Here is a 22,041-nt window from a genome sequence, read left to right as displayed (position 1 = left end):
AGAAAGGGCGGTGGGGGTGTGGGGTAGATTGCCTTCCTAACCTCAACGGTAAGAACAAAAGTTCTTGCCGTTATATTCAAATTAAGTTAGAATATAATTATCGTTGTATTGTAGGTTGATTCTGAGCAGTTAGTGTTCCAGCACTGGCTGCTTTTTGTTTTGCTTTTGCTTTTAAAAGGCATTGCTTTTGCATCAATGTAAGTCGGTTCCATTCCCCTACTTTGATTCTCATAAACTTCCCTCCTAGAAAAACCTCATCTTTATTGCTTCCATAGCCAGCTTTTTGTTATATTCGTCCAGATAATCGATGTCACTAAGGTTTACTTTGTTACGCTCGTTATATAGGTGTAGAGCTAAGTTGAGCATAAATTTTTCCGAGTGAGACCAAGGTGCTGCCACTCTTTTTAGAGAAGTAATCTTTATACTCCCTGCTTCTAAATCAAAGTACTTTGTAGTAAAAACGCTTTTAAGTTTCAAGTTGTTTTGAAATAAATGAATAACACCTCTCCAATAACGATCTCTCGCAATACTGCTTGGAATAGTAGACATTTCCCCATCTCCTTTTTATATAAATGAGTAAAAAATAAATCCCCCTATTAACGGCATCAGCTGCTGGATTAAATTAATCCCGTCAAGTCCGTACATGAACGCCACAGCAACCTCTGGAGTTTGAGTGTTTGCCATCCATGCTTGGAATATGGACATTGTTGGTTCTTTTCTGTCCGATTCGTATTTGGAAATGTCGGACTGATTGATGAATAATCTTTCTGCTAATTCTTCTTGGCTGAACCCAGCCCTGGTCCGACACGCCTTCAAGATCGCGCCGAATTTCATACTATGTATCACCCCCTTCATATTCCAAATTGGAATACTTCGTTTTAGGGAAGCTTGCTAGAATAATAGTTAAGGAAGCCATTGTTCAATGTAATTTATTGCGGATAAAAGATTCCTGCGATTAACCTCTTTATAGCTAGCTACCCCAAATGTCTTTTTAATGCCGCGATATAATTCTTTATACAGATCAGCAACATCTTTCTTATTTTTTGATAATTCAAAGACACGGTGTGTTACTGCAATTTGAATACGCCGCTGCTCTCCAGTAGATAAGTTGCTTATTCCTACCGCCTCCTTTCTTGAAGGTTATCCATGTTCCACCATCCTTCACCAAAAGTTCACTTCTAGTTAACTAGATGGATAAAAAAATATCGTCTGGATTTGTTTTAAATGCTTTAGCAATTTTCACAGACAATTCGTAACTTAGACGGCGCTTACCGTTTTCTATCATCCAGTAATATTCCTTGGAGATTCCGACTTTATCAGCCACTTGTTGGTAAGTCAAACCCTCTTTTAGGCGAAATTCCTTAAGTTTTTGAAGCGCCACTCTTTTATGCCCTCCCTTCAGTTAACCTGTTGTTAACTTTATTATAATTAACCTGATGTTAACTTTCAAGTGTTATTTTAAAAATAATTTCTTTTTAGTTAACTTTTGCATATTACTCTTTTTGTTAGCTACATGTTAACTTATAATTGATTATAGAAGAGAGGTGTACCGGAGTGCTTGGTGAACGAATAAAAAAGCTGCGTAAGGAAAGAAAAATTACCCAAGAAGAATTAGGAAAGAAAATAAATGTTACAAAAGTATCTATCTCTGGGTATGAAAACGGGATCCGAAACCCGGATACAGATACCCTCAAAAAAATTGCTGATTTTTTCGGAGTTACTACGGATTATCTTCTGGGGAGAACAGATAACCCGAATGAAATAACTAGTGAAGAGATATACGAGGATCCTGACTTTATGTACGCTATGCGGAGTGCGCAAGAGCTTAGTGAGGAAAGTAAACAAAAGGTACTTGATTTTATTGAAATGATGAAAGATGTTGAGAAAGTCCGAGAAGCTGCCAAAGGGAAAAGTAAGAAGAAATAATTTACCTTTGGCTATCTTTTTTTCTTTTTCAATAAAATAGTAGTTTTAATCTCTTGTTTTTTTACATAAATGTTAGGTGTTTTATCGCATGAGGTTTTAACTATCTGGTAAGTTGGTTTATTTTTTTTAGGCATTACTGGGATTCATGCCCATAATTTCATAATTTTATTAAGGAGAGGAATGAGTTTTGGCAACTAAAAAACAAAAAACTAAGAGTGTGCCAATTGAGAAATTACTTTCGGATCATTTTAGAAAGAAAGTATTTCGGGTAACTGATAAATCGAATGTTTCTAAAACCGCGGACTATATGATCATTACAGATCAAGGTTTTGAAATTTATTTAGCAACTAAAATGGTTGTTGATAACGAGGAAGTATTGGACAAAGTTCGACTTATTAAAGCGTACATATGGGAAGATTTCAATTCAGTAAAAATAGATAAGTTTGCGTTATCCACGAACTATGAATTTGACAATGGGTTTATTCTAAAAGTTGATGTTTTTGACGATCTAACCAAAAGCCTTCAATCCAACGGGATTCATATCACTTTTATTGAACGTAAATGGTACAACAAAATACTTGGATTTCGTTCAAAAAAGAAATGGAAAATGATAACCGCTAGCTTAACTTATTTAATAATTACATTAATGATTGTTGGTGCTTTTTCCGAAGATGACTCTGCAGTTAAGGAAGCTTCCGGTACTCCTAAAGAAGAAGTTAATGCAAATGAAAATAATACAAATCCAAAAAACGAGTTAAGTGAAGAAGAAAAACAAAAAAAAGCTGAGGAAGAAACGAAAAAAGAGACTGAACAAAAATTAAAAAAACAATTGAATTTTGAAGGTAAAATAGCAGCATCGGTTAATGGAAATAAAATAACTGTTTCTATAGATTCAAATGTGCCTGATGGAGGAATTTTTGAAGTATCTTTAGTGGATGGTAATTTTAATGTTCTAAGCGATTTCTTAGAAATAAAAGATGGAAAAGTTAACAAGGATTTTGAGATCCCAAAAGATTGGGGTGTTGGGCATATTGGCACTATGGCCATGTTCAGATTTAATTTACCTGAACATCCCCAGCCCGAGCATATTAAAAACTTGTACGGAAATAACGGCGAGAAGCTTTCTGGTAAATTAGCAGTGGAACATAATCAAAATGGGAAAAATGCTGTATTAGAAACAAAAACAGTTGCATATCCAAGCGAAGAAGCTGTTTTAGCCGAGCAAGAGAAAGGTTTTGATGCAGCAATCGATGAGATTATAAATACCGGTAATGGACTTATCTTAGATGTATCACCGAGATATGATAATGAGTGGAAAATGGTTAATGTTGTTGTAAGTGATACCTGGTATTATTCTGCAGATCACGAAAAAGAACGTTTTGCTGAAACTCTCGGAGAGATAGTACAAAACTTGGTTATTAATTTTAGTAAAACAGATGAAAATGTTGTGATGGTTTATTTTGTGGATAGTTATGGAAAGGATTTGGCTACTCCTAAAGTTTTTGGTGGCTATGATATTAAGAGATAAAGATCTGAATTGCCCTTTTTGGGCTTTTCTTTTAAACTCCAAACAGAACATACATTCCCTTAAAAGAGGTGCCGCATGAACTACATAATGACTTTATTAGAAGAGAATATACAGAGAATCTATAAACAGGTTGAAATACTCTCTCCAACTGAGATTGATATGTATCACATCGCTGACGGTCTTGATATATGGATTCATCATCACGAAGAAGAGAGTAAGGCGACTAAATTTAAAGGCCAATATTATATTTTGCTAAATGATCAATTATCCCCCCAGGAAGAATGGCAAGATTTTGCTCATGAATTGGGACATGTCGTTAGACATGTAGGAAATCAACATAAGATGAATAAGCCTTTTAGAAGAATGCAAGAAAGCCAATCTAATAACTTTATGTACCATTTCTGTGTCCCGACTTTCATGCTCTTGGAATATGAAATATCAAACTTTGAAAATATTGATGAAGGCAGCGTATTTGTTTCAAATGTTTTTAATGTTACAGAAGAATTCGCAAAAAAACGATTGATTCGGTTTCATAATCAGGTTTTGCTTGGAAAATCCGATGAAGAGCACCGGCAATATATGGATTCAAGATATCCTAAGGCTCCTCCCTATTCTGCTGAAACAAATGAAATATTAGATAAGTTATACCGACAATTAGAAAGAAAGAAGGTTGCGTTTTAATGCCTCAGCAACGAATGTATTACGAATATGTAGATCAGCAATTAATTCCATACTGGTATGTCCTTACCTTCTCTCCTTGTGAACTTAACTGGGACAAGCACGTATTTTATTACGATGTCATTAAGCCTTTTGAATATATTGAAAGGGGAGATTTTGATGAATCAGTTATTAGTATGTCTATCCATCTATCAGATTTAGTTTTTAACCATAACCTGCCAGAACAAATAGGCATTAATTTATATTCTATTAGAAAACGAATTGAAAGCTATGGTGTAGATCCTGATGTAGTTCGTCAACTAATAATACCAACTCCAGAATTAGAAAATTTTATAGAGCTATTACCTACAGTACAAAAAATGAGTCTTGTGCTTAAGTAATTTGTATTTTGAGCTATAAGGAGGTGGTGCGAACATCAAAAGATCTCCCTTAAGCGTCTGTCCACGTAAGAAAGGGAAGAGAAACGATGAAACTATTTAAAACTAAAAAGGATCCAGAGTTGTATTATTACTTCAATGCTAAGAATGAAAAGCGTTGGTGTTACCGTCATCGATATTACGATAGTTTAAACAATCGTAGAGAAAAGTCGAAGCAAGGTTTTGAAAGCGAAAATGACGCTTATAGAGCCTTACTTGAAGTTAAAACAAGTATTGTTAATGGTGATGTAAAGCATGTTGAACATTCAAATTTAACTATTTCAGAATGGCTTGATATTTGGTATGAAACCCATAAAACCGATTGGGAAATATCCACTCAGGTTCAACGAGAAGATGCAATTAAAAATCAGATGAAACCATTGCTTGGAAAATATAGACTGGCAGAATTGGATAAGACAACATACAAACGTGTTTATATTAATGCTTTGTTAAAAAAATACGCACCTAGCTCAGTCCAGTTATATCATCGGATATTTAAGATTGCCATTAATGCTGCTGTTGATAATGAAATTATCCCAAGGAATCGCTTCAACAGGATCACAATTGAAATGGATAAAAAAAGTGATAATTTTTTAACGGCTGTAGAATTAAAAAAGTTTCTTGCCGATGTAAAGAAGCTTGGAAATATTACAAACTACACTTTAATCTTACTACTCGCTTTTACTGGATTAAGAAAGGGAGAAGCTCTTGGTTTAAAGTGGAATAATATTGATGTTGAAACAAAAACCCTAACTGTAGAACGCACTAGGGATAATAGAGGAGCAAGAACACCAAAAACAAAAAATAGTTACCGAACTATATTAATTGACGATACTTTAATCGCTCAATTGAAAACATATAAGATATGGTGTAAAGAAACGATGTTATCTTTTGGAATTCCCTTTTCTAATGACGCCTTTGTTTTTATCTCATATCAAACTGGAAAGCCTATTTCAGAAAACCTGCTTGTATTTACGATGAATAAGATTATAGAAAAAACAGAGTGTAAACGAATAACTCCCCATGGTTTAAGACACACTCATGCAACTATATTAATTGGTCAGCGAATACCGGTCAAAGTGATCGCTGACCGCTTAGGTAATACCCCCCAAATGATTTTAGACATATACGGGCATTCCTTCAAAGACCTTGAAGAAGAATCAGTTTTAGCCTTTGAGCAAGCGTTGAGTATATAATTTGGGGGAGGTTTTGGGGGAGGTTTTTCAAATCTCCCTTCCAAATCCTAATGGTATTAGGGTTTAAAAACATGTTGTGTTTTACTATAATTATAAGTAAAGTAAAACCTCTTTTCAAAAGGACATCATAATTATTGATAGCTTTTTGAAAAGAAACGAAGCTTAAGGAGGCAATTATGTCTAAAGAGAGTTCATTTGATATTGTATCCAAGGTTGACTTTTCAGAAGTTACCAATGCTATTAGTATTGCCATGAAAGAGATTCAAACCCGCTATGATTTTAAAGGAAGCAAAAGCCACGTTTCTCTGGACAAAGAGGAGCTTGTACTAATTTCAGACGATGAGTATAAGCTTGGTCAGCTTAAAGATGTGCTATTAAGTAAAATGATTAGAAGAGGCATTCCAATAAAAAATTTAGATTATGGAAAAATTGAAGGGGCTTCAGGAGGAACAGTACGGCAAAGAGCCAAGATTGCCCAAGGAATCGATAAGGAAAATGCAAAGAAAATTAATACACTCATTAAAAACAGCGGTTTAAAAGTAAAAAGCCAAATACAAGATGATCAAATTCGAGTTACTGGAAAAAACCGTGACGATCTGCAACAGATCATTGCCGCTATTAAGGAAGCGAGCCTAACCGTAGAGGTGCAGTTTGTTAATTACCGTTAATAAAATCTATAGTAAAAGCCAAAGGAAGAAATTCCCTTTGGCTTTTACTATTTAACTATTCCTGGGACCGTTTCTTTTTAGATCTTCTCCATACAGCAATGATAAACGCAATAAAGGCACCCCACACAATAATAGTTGCGGTTACATAGGGAAGATTCATCCCAGATTTTTGGGATAATACATATATTTCAGCTTCTTCCCGATCAATAAAAATCTTATATTGATGATCATTGTTCTTTACAAGATCATTCGTTAATAAGCCTCTCAGCTCTTTATCATCAGCAAATTCATCTTCATTTATCGTAACATGACGAGATTCAGAACTATTGTTAATAACAATAACAGTCGTTTCATCATTATAAGTACGTTTGTAAGCAAGAACACCATTTTCCTCGGCAATCAGCTTCATCTCTCCCCTGGTTAGGCTAGGGAAATTATTACGTAGTTTTCCCAGATTTGTGATGTAATCAATTAAATCCTTATCTGTTCTGAAATCCATCTGTTTATGATTATCATGCCCTAAACCGCCATCCAAGGCTATTTCACTGCCATAATAAACGATAGGAATTCCCGGCGAAGTATAAAGATAGGTCAAAGCAAGCTTCCATCTTGGACCAGGATGCTGATTTTGTTCAACCATATCCCTCGTATACCGTACTAATTTATGGTCATCCATTAATGAGCCCATTAAATATGGGTTTTTGTAGGTTGACATCAATTCATCTTTGCGAGTTTTTAGTTCATTTAGTGGTTGATCAACTTGGTCAAAGGCTGGCCTTAATGTTTCGGTTAATGGAAAGTCCAGAAATCCATCAATTCCAGTTTCCTCATATTCAGAAATGAAATGAGGATCATTTGACCTTACTTCACCGAGTAAATAAAAATCCTTCTTTGCAGCTTTAGACTGTTGAACAAAATCAGTAAGGAATTTTTTTGAAACCCCATCGACTTCATCAAGGTAATACCCGTCTATATTCGTTTCATTAATCCACCATTTTGCAGCATCCAGCAAATAGCCCTGAACTTCTGGATTATCGTGATTCAAGCTAGGAAGTTCATTTAGCCACTCATTTCCCAGATCCTGCTGAATTGGTGATTGCTCGGTTTTAAACCAATCCTTCTTAGTAGGATCCTTTAGCCATTCATGTTTTGTGCCAACATGATTAATAGGGAAATCCATCATCACTTTCAAATTTCGTTTATGAATTTCTGTCACAAGCATTTTAAATTCATCGATAGTACCAAAATGCTCCTCAGTATTGTAAAAGTCTTTAACCCAATACCCATGATATCCGTTTTCTTCATTATCAAAAATTGGTGTCAGCCAAATAGCTGTAAAGCCCATATCCTTTATGTAATCGAGCTTTTTTATGATTCCTTGGAAATCACCGCCATGGAAGCTTTGCGGATCCTTTACATTCACATGATAATCATTTTTAAAATCCCCATTATCAAATCGATCCACCATTAAAAAGTAAACGGATTCATCTTGCCATTTTCGATCTTCTTTTTCAACTGCTCCTACAGGCTGAGCGTAAAAAAGAAGCAACGGAATTAAGATAAGAGTCCACACTCTTTTTACCATCTCCGCTCCTCCCCCCTCTTTAAACAAACAAGCTATTATGCAACTCCTATAGATTAGCCTTTTTTCCCTTGTGCAGTCAAATATTTGATGTGAAATTACCTAGTTTTCTGCGATTTATCCAAATGAAATTAGGTGTTTATCCATTTCATAAAACCGATTGTGAGAATATGCTTTTTATAGGGGAAACTTTTTTATCCATAATGAATGAAGAATTATTTAGATCTGGTTATAAAATGAGAGGAAACTGTCTAAAAAGATTGTTGAGGGAATCAGATGGAGGTTTATTATGAATAGACAGCAGCGAACGAAACTGATTGAATATCAAACACGTGCCTTTACCGAAGGATCTATTGAATATATTAATGATCAATGGGTTTTCTTTGATAAAGAAACGGATGAAGCATCATTATTGGAAGAATTCCTCCACCAGGAAGTAGAGATTTTTCGATTTAAACGCTGGAAAAAAGGGATATTATCTGAAGATGGGAAACTCGCAGTGGACAAAGAAATCCTTCTTTTGAAAGATCAAGACTCTGTAAGAATTAGAAAGCACCTTGTATTTTCATTAGAAAAATTACTAGAGGGAATGAATGATGATGCTTTTTTCCAATTTATCACAACATTAAATTCCTTGAGGTTCTCTATATATGATTGCATCTACTGCTATAATCAGCTCTCCTTCCTTGATCGAAATGAGAGAAAAAGCGGTGTTAATTTTATCGTATTTGACAACCAGGAACATATTTGCAGTGTACAGCATCATTTTAGTTACTTCGAAAAAATGAATGACCGCTTTGAATTTACATTAAATAGCGGAAAAAGAATGGTGATTGAGAAAATATCATCTTAACAAAGAAAAGTATAAGCGCCTTCGGAACATCAAAGGGCGAATGTTCCTGCGATGAATATTCGCTGATGCTTTCCTTTGTGGTCACCCCCGACAAGCACAAGACGAGCCTCTCGGAAAGGTGAGCTCTACCTTTCAGGATTGGCTTGTGACCTCGAGGTCGACAAAAACGCGACGTCCTCCCAAAAGCTTCACTTTTGGTCGTGCGATGATTACGCTTCCGAAGCTTTCCTTGTCCTGTCGCATTGTCGACACTAGTACGTCCTGTACGTTGGGGGTAGGCGCTGGAACTAGACATAAAAGGTGACTCCTAAGAGCCACCTTTTTGTTATGTTATTTCTACTTTTTCCTTTAATCCTTTTTCAAATTCAGTTATGTTTAGCGGTTTATGAATATAGAAGCCTTGAGCATAATGGCAATTTAATTCTTTCAGAAGTTCAATTTGTTCCTTCGTTTCGACTCCTTCAGCCACTACCTTCACTTCTAAGCCATGCCCCATTGTAATAATTGCCTTCACAATAGCAATATCATACGTATCCACGCGCAAATTATTTATGAATGAACGATCAATTTTTAAAGTGTTAATAGGCAAATCCTTTAGGTAGCTTAATGAAGAATAACCTGTTCCAAAGTCATCGATCGACACCTTAACTCCGAGTTTTTGAAGCTCCCTCATGATCGGAATACTATAATCAATATTCGTTAGCATTGTACTCTCTGTCAGCTCAAGTGTTAAATACTGAGGCTCTAGTTTGGATTCGCTTAAAGCTTGTTTTACATCATTCATAAAGCCTGGCTGCTGAAACTGGTATGCTGACACATTCACTGCAACTGATAACTGATTACTTCCAAGTGTTTGCCACTTTTTATTCTGCAAACAGGCTGTCCGTAGCACCCATCTTCCAATCTCTTGAATAATGCCCGTCTCTTCTGCAAGAGGGATAAAATCTGCTGGAGATACGAGACCAAGCTTTGGATGATTCCACCGAATAAGCGCTTCACTGCCAAAGATTTTCCCGGATTCTAAATCGATTAACGGCTGAAACATTAGATAGAATTCATTTTTCTGCAAAGCTTTACGTAAGTAGCTCTCGAGCTCGAGTCTATTCAGCGCCTGCTCATTCATTTCAGTCGAGAAAAAGGTAATTTGATTTCCACCCTTGTCTTTTGAACGATTTGTCGCAATATCGGCATTTTTCAGAAGCTCATGTTCATCTGTACCATCCTCTGGATAAAAACTGACCCCAATACTTGCGGTAACAAAGAATTCTTGATTTTCATGGTGAACTGGTTTTGAAATTTCCAATAAAATAGATTTCGCTGCTTTCATTACCTCTTCTACTTGCGCTTCCTTTGTGAGTATGACTGTAAACTTATCTCCGCCAAATCTCCCAATGTATGATCCGCTCGGGAGAACTTTTTCAATTCGAAAAGCTATATCTTTTAAAATCATATCTCCCGCAAAATGTCCAAGGCTATCATTGATTAACTTAAAACGATCAATGTCGATAGAAAGAACGGAAAGCATGCGCTTTTTCCTTTTTGCCCGCTGAAGCATTTGTTCAAGCTGCTCAGTAAATCTCATTCGATTTGGAAGTCCTGTATCATGGTCAAAATTCGCTAGTTCTGTAATCTTTTCTTCGATCTTTTTTTGCTCTGTCATGTTTTTTCCAATAACATATATTCCGACACATTCGCCATTAACTGTAATGGGAATATTTTTAAATTGAAATAAATTCATTTCCCCTGATTTGGATATGAGAGTAGCATTATAGTATTGTTCTTTGCCCTTTATCGCTCTGAAAAAGTGCATTCTTACCTTTGGAATGTCCTCGCTTAATACAATTTTAAAAGATGATGCACCCGTTATCTCATCATGACGATAGCCAAACATGTCGTCAAATGAAGGATTCACATTTGTAAAGTGTCCTTGTAAATCAGTTGAATAAACAATATCTGTATGATTATTAAAAAGAGATTGATGGTATTGCTCAGAAATAGTCAAGCTTTCATGCAATTGCTGAAAATCTTCTTGCGAGGATTCCATCAAACGTGTAAGTGATGCTAAGGTTTTCAACTGTTCAGGCATCGAATATTTAAATGAAAGACCACGATTCTCCCGCTTTTCAAGCGATTGTTCTGACAGGGATAAGTACGTAAGAGATTGGCCTCCAAGCTGGGCCTTTCCTTCGTTTCCCGCTATTACCTCCCCATTTGAGAAGAAACCATTAGCTGGAGCAATACTCTGAAGCATCATTAGTTCTTTTTCTGAAAAATCTCGGGCAAACCGTTTTCTCGACAAGCTATTGTAGACAAAAATAGTTTCTACCGTTTTTTTTGCTAATTGCCTAAACCCCTGTAATGTTTGATCAATAGTTGCTTCTATATTTGGGAAGGAGAAAGTAAGTTTATCTCCTTCGGATACATTCCTGCTGACACGAATGGCCCCATTTTTCAAAATATCCATTATAAATAAAGAGACTTTCCCATCTTTTTGACTAATCATGAAAGGGAATTCAAATCTTGAATTAGAAATATCTTTAATAAAGCCTTCGCCCAAATAATGTTTTAAGATTTGCAAAGGTTTTTTCTTATCTAATGAATAGACAATATCACCATTCGACTTCGTAACGGTAAAAGCCTTTCCAACTTCCTGCCATTCAAAATGGCTTTGAACCTGTGCAAAAAGCTGTTTGCTTCGAAGAGCTACTCCTGCAACTCCCTGGCTCGTCAAATCCTCTCCCGCTATTGAAAAGGAATCTGAATTCGCGCCTGTATTTCCTGCAAGACCGCCTGACACGATAAGCTGCGGATTACCATCAAGGATCCCTTCTAATAGTGATTGAGAATCGATTTTATCTCCAACAGGAAAAATAATCAGTACTTTCGTATCAAAATCGATAATTTGCTCAGCTAACCTTTTTCCCATGTCATAACTGTTTTCAAAAGATTCCTGATGAAGCAAAGTAGACTTTACTTCTGTTTTATCAAATACAGTAAAAGAAAGAATCGTCTTATTTTCTGTGATATTTCCTTCAAAAATCTCACCTGATGCTGAACACCCAATAACTGCAGCAAGAGGCACCATTTTTTTTATGATGCTTTGCAAGTTAAATAGAGAATCCCTGTCTTCTATCCCTGAAAAAACTTGAACAAGGAGGCTAGGGTATTCTTTTAGTTCATGCATATCTATAAAGCTATTTAATTGATGTTCATCTTCATAAATACATGTTATTGTTTTCGCCATAGCTCCACCACTAATTCTGTTACATATTTATATGATAAAAATACCATAAAAACCGAAATGTTGATATGTCTAAAAAAAGAAAAAGCTGCCTTTTTAGCAGCTTTTTACTAGAAAATTGACAATTTTTATCAAAAATTGTTTTACATGAGGAAAGTTAATGGAAGTTTAACAAATCCTAAATAAAGAACGAGGATAAAAGTTACAAGGAACAATAACCAAAACAGTGTAGTTTTCTTTCCCTTAACCGAACGGACAATAATCATTTCCATCATACCGATTACTACAATTCCAAGTAATGACTTTAAGATATAAAGCGAACTGATGTTAATTTTACTTAATATTACTACACCTGTAATAATAATTAATAAATAGAAAAGCCTTAATATCATTTGAACTACTTTCAAGGCTCTAGCTTTTCCGCTCTTATGTAATCCTAAAGCTACAAAGAATAATACAAGTGCTAAAACCCATGTTGTTATGTGTGCGTGAATCATCGTATGGCCCCCTTATCTAAAATCGATACAATCATATCATATTTGGAGAAAAAAATGTAATTCACACTATTATCATAGGAGAAATACCATTCAATTGTCCAGCCAAATATTTCTAGGCACAATCTGTATATAGGCACATAGGATATAAAGAGAAATTAGTGTAAAGGATGTCAAAGATGCCAGCTATCGTTGGAGTCGTTCAGGTCGTTTCTATTGGGAGCAGCGGAGTATTTCATATCGGAGATGTTTATAAGATCATGCCACTAGCCAATGCGAAAACATTTTCTGGTGCAGGTTCCTTTAACACAGGTGATGGTCTAACTATTTATAATCAACAGAGCAGTACGAACACCTATGATTCAGACAGTTTGGATCAAGGAATTTTATTAAATGTTTAATAGTAGGGTGAAGAGAATGAACTTCTACATTAATCAATCCATTCATATTAATTTCATAAAGATCGGCGGTATTACTAACTCCTCAGTATTGCAGATAGGCAGTGCTGGCATTATTAAACCCGCTTCCTATCTATATAATACAGGAGGATTTACAGGGCCTGCTCCTCATCACCTCCTGCCTGGGGTAGGTGTTATTAGCGGAGAACCAACACTAGAAGCACCTGCAGTGCCTTTACATTCTGCAGGAAGATAATGTGTGGCAATGATGTTCCGAAAAAAGTGAGGTGGTATGGATGGATCAGACATTATACTCTTACCTGCAAAAAATGCATATTTTTATAGAAGCACAAGAAAAAAGAATTATTTACCTAGAAAAAAAGGTAAGAGAATTAGAGAAACAGACGCAGGAATTGAAGACACGACCACCAATAACTGTAGATAGAATTGAATATAAATTCGACCAATTGAAGGTTGAATCATTAGACGGAACATTAAATATTGGATTAAATCCATCCGAACTTCAGGAAATTGAGGATTTTGCCATTAATAATAAGGGGATTCAGACTCCCTTTCAGCCAAAAGCCCATTTCCAAAGATCAATGGAAATCGAGGATGAAATCAATAAATTTTTGGAAAATGAATTACAGAGCGTAATTGAGGAAACAGCCCTTTCACTAAATAAATCTGTAGATGAATCATATATTTTATTCATTAAGGAAGATATAAAAAAGCAACTGCCTAACCGCATTGATTACCATCTTAAGCAACAACTTGCTGCAACAAATAGGGAACAAGGTACAGTACCTGATTTCAATGAAGAAATATTGGTGAAGTTAAAGAAAGAAATTAAAAACGGGGTTCACACCTTTATCAGCCATTTGCCAGAACCAGAGAAAGGAATGGAAACGAATGAATTTTGAAGTGTATAACCGAGATATTTGCGTTGGTAATATTCGAGTTATCGGGGTAGCAAGCTCTTCACTCTTAATGGTAGGAGACACGCAAACAATCCAGCTTGCTTCTGTTTTTGATACGCCTCCTGAATCGTTAATAGTCGGACCATTTGTTCCATTAGCACCGAAGTGATGAGCCATGCTTAGCAGAACCTCAATTGTTGATCAGTTTAAGGCAGATACTCTTATCTTTTCATCTGTTATTGAAATTGGCGATTCAACCTATGTTCATGGATTTTCCCGTGCCCTAGCCGTGCATCGTGAAGCAGATACCTTTTTTGGAAATGAGGGGAATTTCTTATCTTTCAAAGCTTTCACGATAAGCGTTCCCCTCGTCCCCATTGAAGAAGTCATATCTATGCAAACCATGCATTTAAACCCTGCCATTAAGGTTAATAATATTGATATTAATGGGATATCTACATCTTCCGTTGTCCATATCGGCAGCAGCAAGCATATTTCTATGGAAGCAAGAGTTAAGCATATCCGGCAGTTGCTACAGCTTGAATGAAGAGCAAGATGGGAAAATAAAAAAATTGTAAAAGGAAGAGTTCATATGCCAGCCATTGTTGGTCCAGTACAAATTATGAATGTTGATGGCGGTATTGTACAATTTGGAGATGCTCTAAATGTATCGCCTAAAACTAGTGTGAAAACCTATTCTGGCCAAGGTGCATTAAATACCGGCGCATTGATTATTACGAACAATGGTATAAGTGGTACCAATGTCCTTGATACAAACTTAATTGACCAGCCTATTATAGGGAATAATTAAGAAAAGCGGCCGGATAAGGACTCACATCCTTATCCGGTCGCTTCTATAATTTAATAATATGTGCTCCATCAAAAAAGAATAAGTATCTCTCTTGAATGTCTCTTTTTAATATTTGTTCCAAAGCTCTTGCATACATATTAATTTGAACTCGGTAACGGTCCTCCAGTACCGTTTTTGCTTCGTCAATTCCGCCTTTAAAACGGCCGGTAATTTGATCGGTTTTATAGTCAACTAATACGAAGCCGTGTTCATCTTCAAAAAGACAGTCAATGATCCCTTGGATTAACACAGCCTCCTCTTCACCCTTCCATTCCGGATATATATCGCTTGCAGGCAAAGAAATACTGAAAGGAATTTCTCGGTTAATCTCTCTAGCCTGCATCATTCTTTTCCCTAGCTCAGTATGGAAAAACTGCTCAATTAATGAAGGGTCAATGGCTCTAAGCTGCTCTTCTGTCAGCAATTCTTTCTGGACCATTTCATCCATTTTAGCTGCAATTGATTTTACAGTGACCTGTTCTTTAAAGCTAATGTGCTGCATGACCATATGCATGGCAGTTCCCCGCTCTGCTGGAGATAATGACTTTTCTTGCATAAATTGTGGCCGGTTAAATAAAGGCTTTTTGATTGGATGAATGATTTCTAGCCCACTATCTTCTTGGGAAAATATTTCCTTTTGTCTTTTCACTTCAGAAACTGACTGCTTAGAACGATTCTTGGAAGCTTCTAAATGTGAATATTTCCATGATAACTGGTCCTCAACCATACTATTAAATGGCGATTGTACCGGCACTGCTTCACCTGAGAATACCATTTGCAAATAAGTGTCTTTTTCCGTTTCTATCACTTCAACAAGGTTTGCAACCTCTTCACTGTTAATAATCTGAACATTCCATGTTGAAGGATGGTCGGTAATGTCACTGGAAATAAGCGGGCTTACGCTGCTTTCATAATCTCTATGCCTCACTAGTGCTGGACCAACCCAATCAAGAAAGCTTGTCGCAGATGCACGATCAAATTCATTTAAAAGCCAATTTGGATTTTCGGCAGATTGCAGCCATTGGTTTACCTTTTTCTCAGCCTTTTTTACTGAAGATACTAAGTAAAGCTTTTCCTTTGCCCTCGTTAAAGCTACATATAGAACGCGCATTTCTTCCGAAAGCATTTCCATCTTCTTTTTCCTTTTAAAAGCAATTTGTGGAAGAGATGGATACGATATTCGTTTTTCAGCATTTACGTATTTTGCTGCAAATCCGTAATCCTTATCAAGCATATAGGCTTTTTTCAAGTCCATCGTATTAAAATTCCGTCCAAGCCCAGCTATAAATACGAAAGGAAACTCAAGCCCCTTGCTGCTATGAATCGTCATCAGGCGAACAACATCCTCCTGTTCTCCTAAGGCACGTGCAGCACCGAGATCATCTCCTCTATCCCGCATGCGTTCTATAAATCTTAAAAACCTGAATAATCCTCTAAACGATGTAGCTTCATATTGCCGTGCACGATCATAAAATGCCCGAAGATTCGCCTGTCTTTGTTTCCCGCCAGGCATTCCGCCTACGAAATCATAAAACCTCGTTTCTCTATATAACTGCCAGATGAGTTCAGATAGAGAGCCTTGCCTTGCCATTACGCGCCAATCCATTAGCTGATCAAAGAATGGCCGGACTTTTTCATACAATGATTCATGATCAATTGCAGGCCTGTTCTTACAAAATGAAGCCATTGCCTCATAAAACGAAGCCTTCTTATGCTGAATTCTTATTTGGGACAGGTCTTCCTCAGTCAAGCCGACAATAGGGGACCTTAATACAGCTGCAAGTGGGATATCCTGATACGGATTGTCAATTATTTTTAATAGTGACATCATGATGGATACTTCAGTGGCCTCGAAATAACCCGTTGATAAATTTGCATATACAGGAATTCCCTGTTGCTTAAATTCCTCCATGATCTGAGGCGCCCATGTCATCGAGCGCAGCAAAATGACGATATCCCGATACTGAGCCGGACGCCCTGATTTGGTTTTTGGATTGTATACGCCCTTCCGCTCAGAAATGATTTCTTTAATTTTTGCCGCCATAAATCTCGCTTCCAGCTGGGACTGGGCAAGCTCTTCTGCGTCAAACCCTTCCTGCTCTTTGTCCTGCGGCTCTTCCTCTTCCGTCCCTTCTAAATCGATAACCGTTAATTCAATTGGGTAGGAGTCATCTTCTGGATATGGAGCACCTGCTTTCAGCTCCGCGGCTTCGTCATATTCAATTTCACCAACAGAAACGCCCATAATTTGTTTAAAAATATAGTTCGTTCCGTGCAGCACTTCTTTACGGCTTCTAAAGTTTCTGGCAAGATCAATTCTTAAGCCAGCTTCTTCTCCATTTTTCTCAAACCTGTTGTACTTGCTTAAGAATAGATTCGGTTCTGCAAGCCGGAAACGGTAAATAGATTGCTTCACATCCCCCACCATAAAAAGGTTTCCCGAATGCTCTGAGTCTAGGGTCACTAGCTGAAGTATCGCTTCCTGGACCATATTCACATCCTGATACTCATCAACAAGAACTTCCTTAAACTGATTTCTGCAGGCAACGGCTGCATCTGAAGGTGTTAAAATTCCATCGTCACTCTTTTCAGAAAGTATATATAAACAGAAATGCTCAAGATCAGCAAAATCCACTAAACCTTTTTCTGTCTTTATTTGATTAAACCGACTGGAAAATTCCTTCACAATATAGACGAGTGTCTCAATATGTTGCTTCATTTCCTTCATATCTCGCAGAAAGCTTTCTGGCTTGCGGGCAAAAAGCTCATCCTGAAGATCTTGAATGATTTTTTTGGCCTTATCTCTCAGCTTCTTGGCCTTTTCAATTAATTCGCTATCATACTCATCGCCCTTGCAATTTTTTGCTCTGCCAAATGACCAAGATTGCATCGCCTCGTAAAGCGTTTCCCAGGAGTCTTTTTTAGCTTCCATTAGTGTATGGACAACATGAAGGTCGTCAACAAAGTTTTCTGCTCTTGGTGCAGGGCCTCCAGGCAGCTTTGTTAGCTCAAGCCCATATTCAAGAAGCTGCTTTGCCCCTTTCAGCTGAAGTTCCATATCCTGTAATAGGGACTGTACAAAAGGCATCTGTTCGATTTCACTATTTTCATCAACGTTATACATTTCGATGATGGAATCAAGGTAATCATCAGGTGAAGGATTTGAGCGTGCAAAATCATATATATCCCTGATAATATCTTGTAAGGCAGTGTCGCTTCTATCATTCGTAAAAGTATCAACAAGAGCATAAAACGGATCGTTGCCTTCTTTTCCATACTCCTCTTCGAAAAGATCTTCAAGCACTTCATCTCTTAAAAGCTGTGCCTCTGTATCGTCAGCAATTCGAAAGCTAGGATCAATATCGAGCAAATAGTAATATTTTCTGACCATTTCCAAACAAAAAGAGTGAAGTGTAGAGATTGATGCTTTATTTAAGAGGCTCAGCTGCTTTCGTAAATGGGCAGATTTAGGATTTGCATTAATCGCTTTATCAAGGGCTTCTCCAATCCGGTGTCTCATTTCTGCTGCCGAGGCATTCGTAAATGTCACAACTAGCAGCTCATCCACATTGATTGAATCTTCCTCAGATACAATTTTATTAATGATTCTTTCAACAAGGACAGCCGTTTTCCCGGAACCTGCTGCTGCTGCAACAAGAATGTCCTGGCCCTTTGCCATAATCGCTTTCCATTGATCATCGGTCCATGTAACATTCGCTGGCTTAGCTGGAATAGTTAATTTCATCCTTCCCTACCTCCTTTCGAATACTAGCAAGCACTTCATCTTTCGGCTGAGAAACTAGCTTACGGTATTCATTTGCTCCTAGTGACTCATCGAATTGGCATACAGGCTTAAAGGAACAAAATGTACAAGGTGTTTTATCCTTCATTTTATAAGGAGAAATGTCCACTTTTCCTTCTGTAATTTGATTTCCTGTCTTTGTATACATTTTACGGACATACTGACGGAGATGATCAAATTCTTGCTTGCTTGCGATTTTGGAGCGTTTAGACAGCGTGCCGTCCTTCTTAAAGCCTGCAGAAATGATGGACGAGTCACCGTTATCTAAAGTCTGATCCATTAGCTTAATTACATTTTCTTCCCCTAATATGAGGCCATTCATTTTAAACTTTTTAAATATCTCCTGCTCAATATCATCTAATGTGAGCATTTTTGAAGTGCTGATCATAGGATTGTGGACATGGAAATATAAAATCCCTGCTGGACTAGCTTCAGTCCCAATCAATGTATGAGAATGGGAGATAATAATATCTAAGTAAGTCAACATCTGCAGGGCTAAGCCATAGTAGACTTCATTAACGTTTATATCCTTCGAACTCGATTTGTAGTCTATGACTCTTAAAAATACACCATCCTTGTCCATTGCTTTATCCACACGGTCGATCCTGCCAATTAGCTCCATTTTCGAGCCATTTTTTAGCGGGAATGTAAGAGGAGGCAGATCCCCCTTAGGTCCAAAGCCGAGTTCAAGACCTATTGGTGAAAATCCGCTCATCTTTGCATGCTCACTTAATACATAAGAGGCACGGCTAATAATTTGCTCCAGCTTCCTTTTAATATAATAATGACGATTGGAGCTGAGCAGGATTTCATTTTGTAATTTTGGAGCGAGCATTTCGACCGCCTCTTGCGCTAGGATTTCACATTGCTGTCTAGTTAAATCAGTCCAGGAAAGCTTGTTGCTCATTACGGTTTCGGCGATGTATTTTAACGCAGCATGAAATAATTCCCCGATATCGGGAGCTTCAAGACGGAATACTTGACGTTCTCTTAGCTTTAATCCATGCTGGGCAAAATGTGAAAAAGGACATCCGTGAAATAGCTCCATTCTTGAAACACTTGCTTGAATGACATCTCCATATAAATCCTTGCTCAATTCTTCTCCTAATGGCTTTGTATGATTCTCGAAATTTAAACTTGATAAAACTTTAAGAGCCTGACCTCTCCATTGTTCATGTTGTAAGAAATAATTATAAATATCCCACCAGAAATCATAAATCGGATAATTTCTTTTCTTTAGCTGCATTTGGGATGTTAAATAAGCTAAGGACGTGTGCAGATTTGCTGCATACTCCAGCTGTTCTATTTCCGGCAGCTCTGCAGGATCTGATAAATAATCATGGTGGACGCAATCAGGCAATAAATCTGTTAATCTTTTTATATAGGAAGACGGGAGCAATGCTTTTCCTTCCTCATTGGCAAGCGGATAGCTGATAAATAGCCAATCAGAAGGTGTGGCAAATGCTTTATAGGCTATAAATTCTTCATCTAGCAGCCGTGTTTTGCTGGCAGGAGCAATTTTTAATCCGTTAACAAGGAGCTGTTCCCGATCACTGTCAGCTAACAGCCCATCCTCAGAAAATTTAGCTGGAAAAACACCATCATTCATTCCGATGATAAAGGCTGCTTTAATATCAGAAAGACGCGACATGTCCAAATCAGCAGCCATAACCTGATCCAATGCTGGCGGGATTAGGGTAAAACGAAGAGACTCCATTCCAGCTTCAAGGATGGAAGCAAACTGCTTCAATGTAGGTTCCTCTTCCCCGAGCATTTCTACATATTGGTCAAGCAGCTCCATAATGGCATTCCAAGACTGCTCGTGTTCACGGGATTTCACTAGATTGCCCTTCTCATCTTCTTCAAGCTTCCAGCGCTCCATTTTAGCCGGAACGTCTAATTCTTCGAGGTATAAATAGACAGCTTCACAGTATTGCCGCCCCGAATGAGCTTTCTTTAAGCGGCGTGATAGTCTGAGGATTGGACCCGTTATTATATCTCTTAGATCATTTAGCTCCTGCTCGATTTCTTTTTCTGCATCCGTTTGTGCAAAGCTTTCAAACTCTAGCCCTCTAATTCTTCGATAAATCCATCTTTTCTTGTTCGTCCATTTATCTCCTTGAATGCCATAGGCTAAGCAATAGTTCTCAAGCCTGTCCATTTGTTCCCGTAAATGTTGAGCATTTACTTTTGCCGGAAATAATAATTCTGTTTTTACTGCTCTAAAAATCGGCTCATATCTCCAATTTCCGTTTATCACTTCAAGAGTGGAACGTATTAACTCAACAAGCGGATGATGCAGCATCGTTCTTTTTTGATCGATAAAATAAGGTATTTGATAATCATGTAAGATCGTTCCGATGATATCAAAATAATCCTGGCCATTTCTTGATAATATGGCAATATCACGATATCGAAGCCCTTCTAGTCGCACAAGCTGATTTATTTTTCTGGCAATGCCTTCAATCTCTGCCCTGCGATTTGCTGCATGGCCTATATGAACAGCTGTCTCCCCTTTATATCCTTCCGCTGGGCGTGATTCGAACTTTTCTTCAAGATGCTTTAAAGATTGCTTTTCCCATCTATTCTGGCCGTTTAAGATTACTTCTTCTACTTGAAGTCCGTTTCGTGCAGCGATTTCATAAATAGTCTGGCAAGTTTCGCCTGTCATTCTAAAGAGATGCAGTTCATTAGGTGGGTTGTGCTTAAATGGCTGATCTAGGGTTAAAGCGATCGTTACTTTCTTACAATGTTTTATCAACTGCTCAACAATCATAAATTCTTGGGGTGTAAAGCTATAAAACCCATCAATATAGACTTCTGCTCTCTGTAAATATTCAGACTGTGCCGCTTTTTCCGCTAAGAGTCGAAAATAATCCTCGGAATCTACATATTTATCAATAAGTGATTCTTCAAAGCTTCTGTAAATGAGCTCAAGGTCGTGAAGTTTATCGTGGAGAGCCTTATTTGTTTTATCCCCTTGTGTTAGTTGACCTTGTTTCTCTGCAAGCTCTTCAGGTTGAACACAATATCTTTTAAATTCCGTCATCATTTGTTCTATTTGCTGAATAAATCCATTTTTATCGGCAGCACGCTGAAAAAGCTTTAGACTATCCTTTTTCTCGTCAATGATTTTTCGAATTAACATATTAATCCCGACACTGTTTAAATGATAGCGGCCAATACCGCCTGTTTCCTGAAGTATTTTCCAGGCAAGGCGAGTGAAGGAATATACTTGACTGCGGATCATACCGCCAAGTCCCGGTGTTGAAATTAATTTATATTCTGATAGAAATGTCATTTGCTCAGGGACTAAGTAAATAAGTGGCGGCTCCCCAATTGGATCCCTTTTTAATTCAGCCCTTATTTCATTTAAACAATAGTCTGTTTTTCCACTCCCTGAGCGGCCAATTAATAAACGAACGGACATAGATAGCCTCTCTTCCTTTCGACATTACGTTCCATATTCTATTAAATATTTTAACATAT

General features: G+C 37.3%; 23 protein-coding genes. 13 read left to right on the top strand and 10 right to left on the bottom strand.

The window, feature by feature from the left end; genetic code table 11:
* Positions 1-97 precede the first annotated feature (97 nt).
* The 5 genes from V7127_RS02425 to V7127_RS02410 form a co-directional block, all read right to left on the bottom strand.
* Positions 98-232: a hypothetical protein gene (locus tag V7127_RS02425; RefSeq protein WP_335483252.1), complete on the bottom strand. Its 135-nt coding sequence runs from the start codon at positions 230-232 to the stop codon at positions 98-100.
* An 11-nt stretch (positions 233-243) separates the two neighbouring features.
* Complete coding sequence (locus V7127_RS02420) at positions 244-549, bottom strand: hypothetical protein (RefSeq protein WP_335483250.1); 306 nt, start codon at positions 547-549, stop codon at positions 244-246.
* A 15-nt stretch (positions 550-564) separates the two neighbouring features.
* The gene (locus V7127_RS02415; RefSeq protein ID WP_335483248.1) at positions 565-834 is read right to left on the bottom strand and encodes a helix-turn-helix domain-containing protein; all 270 of its coding nucleotides are present in this window, start codon (positions 832-834) and stop codon (positions 565-567) included.
* A 69-nt stretch (positions 835-903) separates the two neighbouring features.
* Positions 904-1,116 carry an ORF6C domain-containing protein gene (locus V7127_RS25835; protein WP_438823959.1) on the bottom strand — a complete coding sequence of 71 codons (213 nt, stop codon included), beginning with the start codon at positions 1,114-1,116 and terminating at the stop codon, positions 904-906.
* 70 nt (positions 1,117-1,186) lie between these two features.
* Positions 1,187-1,381 (bottom strand): helix-turn-helix transcriptional regulator, encoded by a 195-nt coding sequence (locus V7127_RS02410; protein WP_335483245.1) that lies wholly within the window; start codon positions 1,379-1,381, stop codon positions 1,187-1,189.
* A 173-nt stretch (positions 1,382-1,554) separates the two neighbouring features.
* Between V7127_RS02410 and V7127_RS02405 the strand changes: the two genes are divergently transcribed.
* The 6 genes from V7127_RS02405 (at position 1,555) to V7127_RS02380 (ending at position 6,412) form a co-directional block, all read left to right on the top strand.
* Positions 1,555-1,926, top strand: coding sequence for a helix-turn-helix domain-containing protein (locus V7127_RS02405; RefSeq protein ID WP_335483243.1), 372 nt, complete (start codon positions 1,555-1,557; stop codon positions 1,924-1,926).
* 187 nt (positions 1,927-2,113) lie between these two features.
* Positions 2,114-3,454: a hypothetical protein gene (locus V7127_RS02400; protein WP_335483241.1), complete on the top strand. Its 1,341-nt coding sequence runs from the start codon at positions 2,114-2,116 to the stop codon at positions 3,452-3,454.
* A gap of 75 nt (positions 3,455-3,529) precedes the next feature.
* Entirely contained in the window at positions 3,530-4,135 is a 606-nt protein-coding gene (locus V7127_RS02395; protein ID WP_335483239.1) for an ImmA/IrrE family metallo-endopeptidase, read from the top strand.
* On the top strand, positions 4,135-4,512 hold the full coding sequence (locus V7127_RS02390; protein WP_335483237.1) for a hypothetical protein: 378 nt from the start codon (positions 4,135-4,137) through the stop codon (positions 4,510-4,512). The genes V7127_RS02395 and V7127_RS02390 overlap by 1 nt, the downstream gene beginning before the upstream one ends.
* A gap of 86 nt (positions 4,513-4,598) precedes the next feature.
* Complete coding sequence (locus tag V7127_RS02385) at positions 4,599-5,744, top strand: tyrosine-type recombinase/integrase (RefSeq protein WP_335483235.1); 1,146 nt, start codon at positions 4,599-4,601, stop codon at positions 5,742-5,744.
* 176 nt (positions 5,745-5,920) lie between these two features.
* Complete coding sequence (locus V7127_RS02380; RefSeq protein WP_335348065.1) at positions 5,921-6,412, top strand: YajQ family cyclic di-GMP-binding protein; 492 nt, start codon at positions 5,921-5,923, stop codon at positions 6,410-6,412.
* Positions 6,413-6,467: 55 nt separating this feature from the next.
* Here V7127_RS02380 and V7127_RS02375 read toward each other — a convergent pair whose 3' ends face one another.
* A complete protein-coding gene (locus V7127_RS02375; RefSeq protein WP_335483233.1) occupies positions 6,468-7,997 on the bottom strand; it encodes an alpha-amylase family glycosyl hydrolase in 1,530 nt (509 codons plus the stop codon).
* A gap of 286 nt (positions 7,998-8,283) precedes the next feature.
* Between V7127_RS02375 and V7127_RS02370 the strand changes: the two genes are divergently transcribed.
* Entirely contained in the window at positions 8,284-8,847 is a 564-nt protein-coding gene (locus V7127_RS02370) for a DUF2777 domain-containing protein (RefSeq protein ID WP_335483230.1), read from the top strand.
* Positions 8,848-9,172: 325 nt separating this feature from the next.
* Here the strand turns inward: V7127_RS02370 and V7127_RS02365 are convergent, their stop codons facing one another.
* On the bottom strand, positions 9,173-12,091 hold the full coding sequence (locus V7127_RS02365; RefSeq protein ID WP_335483228.1) for an EAL domain-containing protein: 2,919 nt from the start codon (positions 12,089-12,091) through the stop codon (positions 9,173-9,175).
* 140 nt (positions 12,092-12,231) lie between these two features.
* Complete coding sequence (locus V7127_RS02360; RefSeq protein ID WP_335483226.1) at positions 12,232-12,585, bottom strand: YisL family protein; 354 nt, start codon at positions 12,583-12,585, stop codon at positions 12,232-12,234.
* A 176-nt stretch (positions 12,586-12,761) separates the two neighbouring features.
* On the opposite strand from V7127_RS02360, the gene V7127_RS02355 reads away from it, so the two are divergent.
* The 6 genes from V7127_RS02355 to V7127_RS02330 are packed head-to-tail and all read left to right on the top strand — an operon-like array spanning position 12,762 to position 14,711.
* Positions 12,762-12,983 (top strand): spore germination protein, encoded by a 222-nt coding sequence (locus V7127_RS02355; RefSeq protein ID WP_335346017.1) that lies wholly within the window; start codon positions 12,762-12,764, stop codon positions 12,981-12,983.
* A 16-nt stretch (positions 12,984-12,999) separates the two neighbouring features.
* The gene (locus V7127_RS02350; RefSeq protein WP_335346018.1) at positions 13,000-13,236 is read left to right on the top strand and encodes a spore germination protein GerPB; all 237 of its coding nucleotides are present in this window, start codon (positions 13,000-13,002) and stop codon (positions 13,234-13,236) included.
* Positions 13,237-13,276: 40 nt separating this feature from the next.
* Positions 13,277-13,903 carry a spore germination protein GerPC gene (gene gerPC, locus V7127_RS02345; protein ID WP_335346019.1) on the top strand — a complete coding sequence of 209 codons (627 nt, stop codon included), beginning with the start codon at positions 13,277-13,279 and terminating at the stop codon, positions 13,901-13,903.
* A complete protein-coding gene (locus tag V7127_RS02340) occupies positions 13,893-14,069 on the top strand; it encodes a spore gernimation protein GerPD (RefSeq protein ID WP_335346020.1) in 177 nt (58 codons plus the stop codon). The genes gerPC and V7127_RS02340 overlap by 11 nt, the downstream gene beginning before the upstream one ends.
* Before the next feature lie 6 nt (positions 14,070-14,075).
* Positions 14,076-14,447 carry a spore germination protein GerPE gene (locus V7127_RS02335; protein ID WP_335346021.1) on the top strand — a complete coding sequence of 124 codons (372 nt, stop codon included), beginning with the start codon at positions 14,076-14,078 and terminating at the stop codon, positions 14,445-14,447.
* Positions 14,448-14,492: 45 nt separating this feature from the next.
* Positions 14,493-14,711, top strand: a complete 219-nt coding sequence (locus tag V7127_RS02330; protein ID WP_335346022.1) for a spore germination protein — start codon at positions 14,493-14,495, stop codon at positions 14,709-14,711.
* A gap of 43 nt (positions 14,712-14,754) precedes the next feature.
* Here the strand turns inward: V7127_RS02330 and addA are convergent, their stop codons facing one another.
* Positions 14,755-18,495 carry a helicase-exonuclease AddAB subunit AddA gene (addA, locus tag V7127_RS02325; RefSeq protein WP_335483224.1) on the bottom strand — a complete coding sequence of 1,247 codons (3,741 nt, stop codon included), beginning with the start codon at positions 18,493-18,495 and terminating at the stop codon, positions 14,755-14,757.
* Positions 18,473-21,982 (bottom strand): helicase-exonuclease AddAB subunit AddB, encoded by a 3,510-nt coding sequence (gene addB, locus V7127_RS02320; RefSeq protein WP_335483222.1) that lies wholly within the window; start codon positions 21,980-21,982, stop codon positions 18,473-18,475. The genes addA and addB overlap by 23 nt, the downstream gene beginning before the upstream one ends.
* Between the last annotated feature and the right edge of the window lie 59 nt (positions 21,983-22,041).

The organism is Bacillus sp. JJ1773 (assembly GCF_036962035.1).
GTDB lineage: Bacteria > Bacillota > Bacilli > Bacillales > Cytobacillaceae > Cytobacillus.
The sequence above is the reverse complement of the archived record's forward strand: the minus strand, read 5'-3'. Positions and strand labels throughout refer to the sequence as shown.